The sequence below is a fragment of the Mesorhizobium sp. M7A.F.Ca.CA.004.04.2.1 genome (assembly GCF_004022825.1).
Classification (GTDB): domain Bacteria; phylum Pseudomonadota; class Alphaproteobacteria; order Rhizobiales; family Rhizobiaceae; genus Mesorhizobium.
The window spans coordinates 1-6,653 of sequence record NZ_RZPH01000239.1; the positions used below are offsets into that span (position 1 = coordinate 1).

At 63.4% G+C, this 6,653-nt stretch carries 4 protein-coding genes; all 4 read left to right on the forward strand.

From position 1 onward, the window contains the following. The first annotated feature begins 362 nt into the window (after positions 1-362). Complete coding sequence (gene clpB, locus EN893_RS13230; RefSeq protein ID WP_127266726.1) at positions 363-2,969, forward strand: ATP-dependent chaperone ClpB; 2,607 nt, start codon at positions 363-365, stop codon at positions 2,967-2,969. A 115-nt stretch (positions 2,970-3,084) separates the two neighbouring features. After that, positions 3,085-3,450 (forward strand): MmcQ/YjbR family DNA-binding protein, encoded by a 366-nt coding sequence (locus EN893_RS13235; protein ID WP_127266727.1) that lies wholly within the window; start codon positions 3,085-3,087, stop codon positions 3,448-3,450. Positions 3,451-3,598: 148 nt separating this feature from the next. Then, positions 3,599-5,104 carry a L,D-transpeptidase family protein gene (locus EN893_RS13240; RefSeq protein WP_127266730.1) on the forward strand — a complete coding sequence of 502 codons (1,506 nt, stop codon included), beginning with the start codon at positions 3,599-3,601 and terminating at the stop codon, positions 5,102-5,104. 221 nt (positions 5,105-5,325) lie between these two features. Then, the coding region (locus tag EN893_RS13245; protein ID WP_128361575.1) for an MFS transporter at positions 5,326-6,653 on the forward strand (1,328 nt) is incomplete at its 3' end.

The window sequence follows — 6,653 nt, forward strand, 5'->3', positions numbered from 1 at the left end:
GGCCGCGCCGCCCGCGCGTCAACGCCGATCAGGTTGATGGCGGTAGTGACAATGCCAATTCCGTGGCCAACGCCGGCGAGGCGGCTGCGGCCCCGGTCGACAGCGGCAACGCCCAACCGATCAATGTCGATATCGACAACTGATCGAACGGCATTTCAAGGCATTGAACGGCGGAGAGAAATCTCCGCCGTTTTCGTTTGGGCGGCCGTGCAATATTATGAAGTTGCCGATATCGAGACGTCTTGAGGGTTCGGAGCTTGTGCACCATATCAGCCTCAACTGGACCCGGCTCGAATGGGAGGGTCCGTCACCGCAATCGGATCCGGTGCCGCAAAGCGGGCCGGTGATGGAAGGAGACAGATATGAACCTTGAGAAATACTCAGAGCGCGTGCGCGGTTTTATCCAGTCCGCGCAGACTATGGCGCTTTCCCGCAACCATCAGCAATTCACCCCTGAGCATATCCTGAAAGTGCTCGTCGACGACGATGAGGGCCTGGCCGCGTCGCTGATCGAACGCGCCGGCGGCAACGTCCGCGACGTCAAGCTTGGCGTCGAGACGGCACTCGAAGCGATGCCCAAGGTCGAGGGCGGCAATGGCCAGCTCTATCTGGCCCAGCCGCTGGCAAAAGTGTTTTCGACCGCCGAGGAACTGGCCAAGAAAGCCGGCGACAGCTTTGTCACGGTGGAGCGGCTCTTGCAGGCGCTGGCCATGGAGAAGTCGGCCAAGACCGCCGACATACTGGCCAAGGCCGGCGTCACCCCGCAGGCGCTCAACCAGGTCATCAATGACGTCCGCAAGGGCCGCACCGCCGATTCGGCGAGTGCCGAACAGGGCTACGACGCGCTGAAGAAATACGCGCGCGACCTGACCGCGGATGCCCGTGCCGGCAAGCTGGACCCCGTGATCGGCCGTGACGACGAGATCCGCCGCACCATTCAGGTGCTGTCGCGCCGCACCAAGAACAATCCGGTGCTGATCGGCGAACCGGGCGTCGGCAAGACGGCGATCGCCGAAGGCCTGGCGCTGCGCATCGTCAATGGCGACGTGCCGGAATCGCTGAAGGATAAGCAATTGATGGCGCTCGACATGGGCGCGCTGATTGCCGGCGCCAAATATCGCGGCGAGTTCGAGGAGCGGCTGAAGGCCGTGCTCTCCGAAGTCACCTCGGCCAGCGGCAACATCATCCTGTTCATCGATGAGATGCACACCCTGGTCGGTGCCGGCAAGGCGGATGGCGCCATGGATGCGTCGAACCTTCTGAAGCCGGCGCTGGCGCGCGGCGAGCTGCACTGCGTCGGCGCCACCACGCTCGATGAGTATCGCAAGCATGTCGAGAAGGATGCAGCGCTTGCCCGCCGCTTCCAGCCGGTGTTCGTCGACGAGCCGACGGTGGAAGACACCGTCTCGATCCTGCGCGGCCTGAAGGAGAAGTACGAGCAGCACCACAAGGTGCGCATTTCGGATTCGGCGCTGGTGGCGGCGGCGACGCTGTCCAACCGCTACATCGCCGATCGCTTCCTGCCGGACAAGGCGATCGATCTGGTCGACGAAGCCGCATCGCGGCTGCGCATGCAGGTCGATTCCAAGCCCGAGGCGCTGGACGAGATCGATCGCCGCATCATGCAGCTCAAGATCGAACGCGAGGCGCTCAAGGTCGAGACAGACGACGCCTCGAAGGATCGACTTGCCCGCCTGGAAAAGGAACTCGTCGGCCTCGAGGAGGAATCGACCGAGATCACCGCCAAATGGCAGGCCGAGAAGCAGAAGCTCGGGCTGGCCGCCGATCTGAAGAAGCAGCTTGACGAGGCGCGCAACGAGCTCGCCATTGCGCAGCGCAAGGGTGAATTCCAGCGCGCTGGCGAGCTTGCCTATGGCAAGATCCCGGAACTGGAAAAGAAGCTGAAGGAGGCCGAAACCCAGGACGGCAAGGCTGGCATGGTCGAAGAGGTGGTCACGCCGGATCACGTCGCGCATATCGTCTCGCGCTGGACCGGCATTCCGGTCGACAAGATGCTGCAGGGGGAGCGCGACAAGCTGCTGCGCATGGAAGACGAGATCGGCAAGCGTGTCGTCGGCCAGGGCGAGGCGGTGCAGGCTGTTTCCAAAGCGGTGCGGCGCGCTCGCGCGGGCCTGCAGGACCCGAACCGGCCGATCGGCTCGTTCATGTTCCTCGGGCCGACGGGCGTCGGCAAGACCGAACTGACCAAGGCGCTGGCAAGCTTCCTGTTCGACGACGAGGGCGCGATGGTGCGCATCGACATGTCGGAGTTCATGGAAAAGCACTCGGTCGCCCGGCTGATCGGCGCACCTCCCGGCTATGTCGGCTATGAGGAAGGCGGCGCGTTGACCGAAGCGGTGCGGCGCCGGCCCTATCAGGTCGTGCTGTTCGACGAAATCGAGAAGGCGCATCCCGATGTGTTCAACGTGCTGTTGCAGGTGCTCGATGACGGCCGCCTGACCGATGGGCAGGGCCGCACGGTGGACTTCCGCAACACGCTGATCATCATGACGTCGAACCTGGGCGCCGAATATCTCGTCAATCTCACCGAGGATCAGGACGTCGATCTGGTTCGCGACGAGGTGATGGGTGTCGTCAGGGCGTCGTTCCGGCCGGAGTTCCTCAATCGCGTCGACGAGGTGATCCTGTTCCACCGGCTGCGCCGGCAGGATATGGGCCGCATCGTCGAGATCCAGCTCAAGCGGCTGGAGAGCCTGCTTGTCGACCGCAAGATCACGCTGTCGCTGGACCAGGAGGCGGTCGACTGGCTGGCGGCCAAGGGCTACGATCCGGCCTATGGCGCGCGGCCGCTGAAGCGGGTGATGCAGAAGGAATTGCAGGACCCGCTGGCGGAGAAGATCCTGCTCGGCGACATTCTCGACGGCTCGACCGTCAAGGTGACAGCCGGTTCCGACCGGCTGAACTTCCGCTCGAAGCCGGCGATCGTCGCGGCGGAAGTGGCAGCCTGATCCTACGCCGCGCGTCCTTCCCGGACGCGCGGCGTTTTAGGTCTTTGTCATATGCATGTCGTTTTCCCAAAACCGGGGCCACTTTTGGGCGACGTGCGCAAAAAAAGGGGGCGGGATGACGCTGGACGACTACAACGGCTTCTGCGCCTCGCTGCCCGCGACGAACCACGTTGTCCAATGGGGCGGCGCCCATGTCTGGAAGGTCGGAGACAAGGTCTTCGCGGTTGGCGGCTGGGATCAGGGCCAGCAGCTCTTCGTCACCTTCAAATGCTCCGATATCGCCTATGATGTGCTCAAGGAGCAGCCGGGCCTGCGGCCCGCGCCCTATCTTGCCTCGCGCGGCATGACATGGATCCAGCGTCGGACAAGCCAGAGCATGGATGATGCCGCGCTGAAGGACTATCTGCGCGAGAGCCATCGCCTTGTAGCCCTGAAACTGACCAGGCAGGCGCGCAAGGAATTGGGACTTGCCGCAAGCTAGTCTATATTCCTCGAGGCGCTGGAAAACCGCCATCTTCATGCCCGGTTCATGTTGGAACCATATGGTGGGTAACTGGTTTGCTGACGAGGGGCTTCGCCAGAGAACAATGCCGGGCGGCGGCAATTACGGACCGGAGAGTTTCGCCACTATGCTGCGTACGATCTTCACCCTTTCGGTACTTGCCGGCGGGCTTTTGTCTGCCAATGCAATCGCAGCCCCGACGCAGGACAGCGCACCACCGATTGTCCGTGCCGCCGATACCGGTGGCATCCTTGTCGCCCAGGACGGCAATCTCGACATCTACTACGACGCCAGGGGCAACCGCGTGATCGTCGATGCCGATACCGGCAAGGTCATCGCCATCCAGCCGCCGCAGACCCGGCTCGACCGCCGCGCCTTGCGCCGCGAGACACGACTGCGCGAACTGGGCCGCGCCCCCGACGGCGACGACCGCTACTATCTCGACGATCCGGAAGACATGGCGCGGTTCCGGCGCCAGCAGTTGGAAGAGGAAGGCCGCGTTATCCCGCCGCCGGCGGACGAGTACGATCCCTATGGGGACAATGCCGTCGAAGCCTATCCGCCGGCACCGCAGGACGATGGCAGCTACGATGACAATTATCCCGACGCGCCGCAGCCGGCAAAGCCGGGTACCATCAAGCGCCAGCCGCTGGACGAAGCCTCGATAGACCCTGCCCAGCCGGCGACGTCAGCCGATCAGGCAGCTCTGCCACCAGAGACTGGCGGCAAGACCACTGTTGCCCCGGCACTGTCGCTGGGAGCGCGCCAGGATGTCGCCGCCCTTCAGGTGCTGCTCGACCGGGGTGGCGCTTCGCCTGGCGTCATCGACGGGCGTTTCGGTTCGAACGTCGACAAAGCGCTCGCTGCCTACAACCAGATCACCGGCGCCAATCTGCGATCGACCGACGCGGTCGCCATCCAGGCGGCACTTGCGCAATCCGGCGGCGATGCCTTCGCCAACTACACGATCACAGCGGAGGATGCGGCCGGTCCCTATGTCGCGTCGATCCCGGAAGACTACAGCCAGAAGGCGCAACTCGATCGCATGGGCTATACGTCGGTGACCGAGGCGCTCGCAGAGCGCTTCCACATGGATGAGAATTATCTCAAAGCGCTCAACCCGGACCTCGATTTCAATCGTCCCGGCACGACCATCAAGGTCGCCAATTTCGGCAAACTGGTTTCGACGCCGGTGGCCCGCATCGTCGCCGACAAGGACAAGAAAGAGGTTTTCGCCTATGATGCCGGCGGCAGGCTGGTCGCGGCCTATCCCGCAACCATCGGCTCTTCGGACACGCCGTCACCGTCCGGCATTCACACGGTGTCGCGCGTCGCGCTCGATCCGAACTACACCTACAATCCCAGCATCAATTTCAAGCAGGGCCAGAACGACAAGGTCCTGACCATTCCGCCTGGGCCGAACGGTCCCGTCGGCTCGGTCTGGATCGCCCTGGACAAGCCGACCTATGGCATCCACGGCACGCCGGATCCGTCGAAGATCGGCAAAACCGAAAGCCATGGCTGCGTACGCCTGACCAACTGGGATGCGCGGGAGTTGGCCAAGCTGGTTTCGCCGGGTGTCACGGTGGAGTTTGTCGGCGGACCTTCAGCCGATAACCTTGCGCAGCAGTGAACTGGGAAGTGCGGCGGCATAGACCAGCTGCATGATCAGGATGAAGCCGAGCTTTCAAGCGGCCGCCTCATCGAAATCCCCGCCGGCTGCACGTAACGGGGCTGGCATGACTGTGCCATTTGCACCCTGTCAGGGTGCAACCCTGGCCAAACGGCTGGTTTCAATGACTGCAAGCCACTGGCCGGTTGTTGCCGATGCGCTAGGGGTTTAAGCAAGGTTTCATGCATTCACCGAGCAAAGCTGCCGCGGTCCCGCTGACGAGCCCGGTCACGCATGGAACGTTTTGTCCGCAGTCGCAGCGGCGATTTGTGCTGATCGCGGCAATTCTGGCCTCGGCGCTTGGCTTCATAGACGGCTCGATCCTGGCCATCGCCACACCGGCGATTCGCGTCAACCTCGGCGCCAACCTTGCCGAGGCGCAGTGGATTTCCAATGCCTATGCATTGACGCTGTCGGCGCTGATCCTGGCCGGGGGTGCGGCCGGCGACCGATTCGGTCTGCGCCGCGCCTTCGTGTCCGGCATTGCGCTGTTCATCGTCGCTTCGCTGGCCTGTGCGCTGGCGCCGAATGCCATTGTGCTGATCGCATTTCGCGCGTTGCAGGGCATCGGTGCGGCAATCATGGTGCCCGGCAGCCTCGCCATCATCGCCAAGGCCTACCCGAAGAAAGAACGCGGCCGCGCGATTGGGATCTGGGCGGCGGCTTCAGCGCTGACCACGGCACTTGGCCCGGTGTTCGGCGGTTTCGTGCTGTCGGCCTTCGGCGACGGCATCTGGCGGGCGATCTTTGCCATCAACCTGCCGCTGGGCTTGATCTCGATCTGGCTTCTGCTGGCCAAGGTTCCTGCCGATACGCCGACGGAGAAACGCAGCCTGGATCTCGGTGGTGCAGCGCTCGCGACATTGGCCTTCGGCGCGCTTGCCTATGGGCTGACCTCGATGAGCGCCAGCGGCGAGGGCCTCATGGCAGGGCCGAGCATTGCCGCAGGCGTCGTACTGCTGGCTGTCTTCATCGTTTTCGAGCTTCGGCAGCGCGAGCCGATGATCGACCTCAGCCTGTTTCGCGTCGGTGCTTTCGCCGGCGCCAATGTGGCGACATTCTTCCTCTATTTTGCGCTATCGGCCAACCTTTTCTATCTGCCGATGCTGCTGATCGCCGGCTGGGATCTGAGCACGGCCGAGGTCGGCTTCATCTTCCTGCCCTTGTCGGCATTGATCGCGCTTTTGTCGGGACCGGTCGGCAAGCTTTCGGACCGGATCGGACCACGTTTTCCGATCGCCTGCGGCAGCTTGGTCGTGGCTTTCGCGTTTGCCGGGCTGGCCTTGCTCACCTACGCCGGTATCCACAATTTCTGGATTGGAATATTCCCGCTGATGGCGCTGATGGGGCTCGGCATGGCTCTGGTCGTGTCGCCTTTGTCGACCGCGATCATGACGGCGGTGGAAGACAAGGACACGGGGGCCGCCTCCGGCATCAACAATGCCGTCTCACGCATCGGCGGTCTGATCGCGGTGGCGGCGATGGGCTCGCTTGCCGCATGGGTTTACGC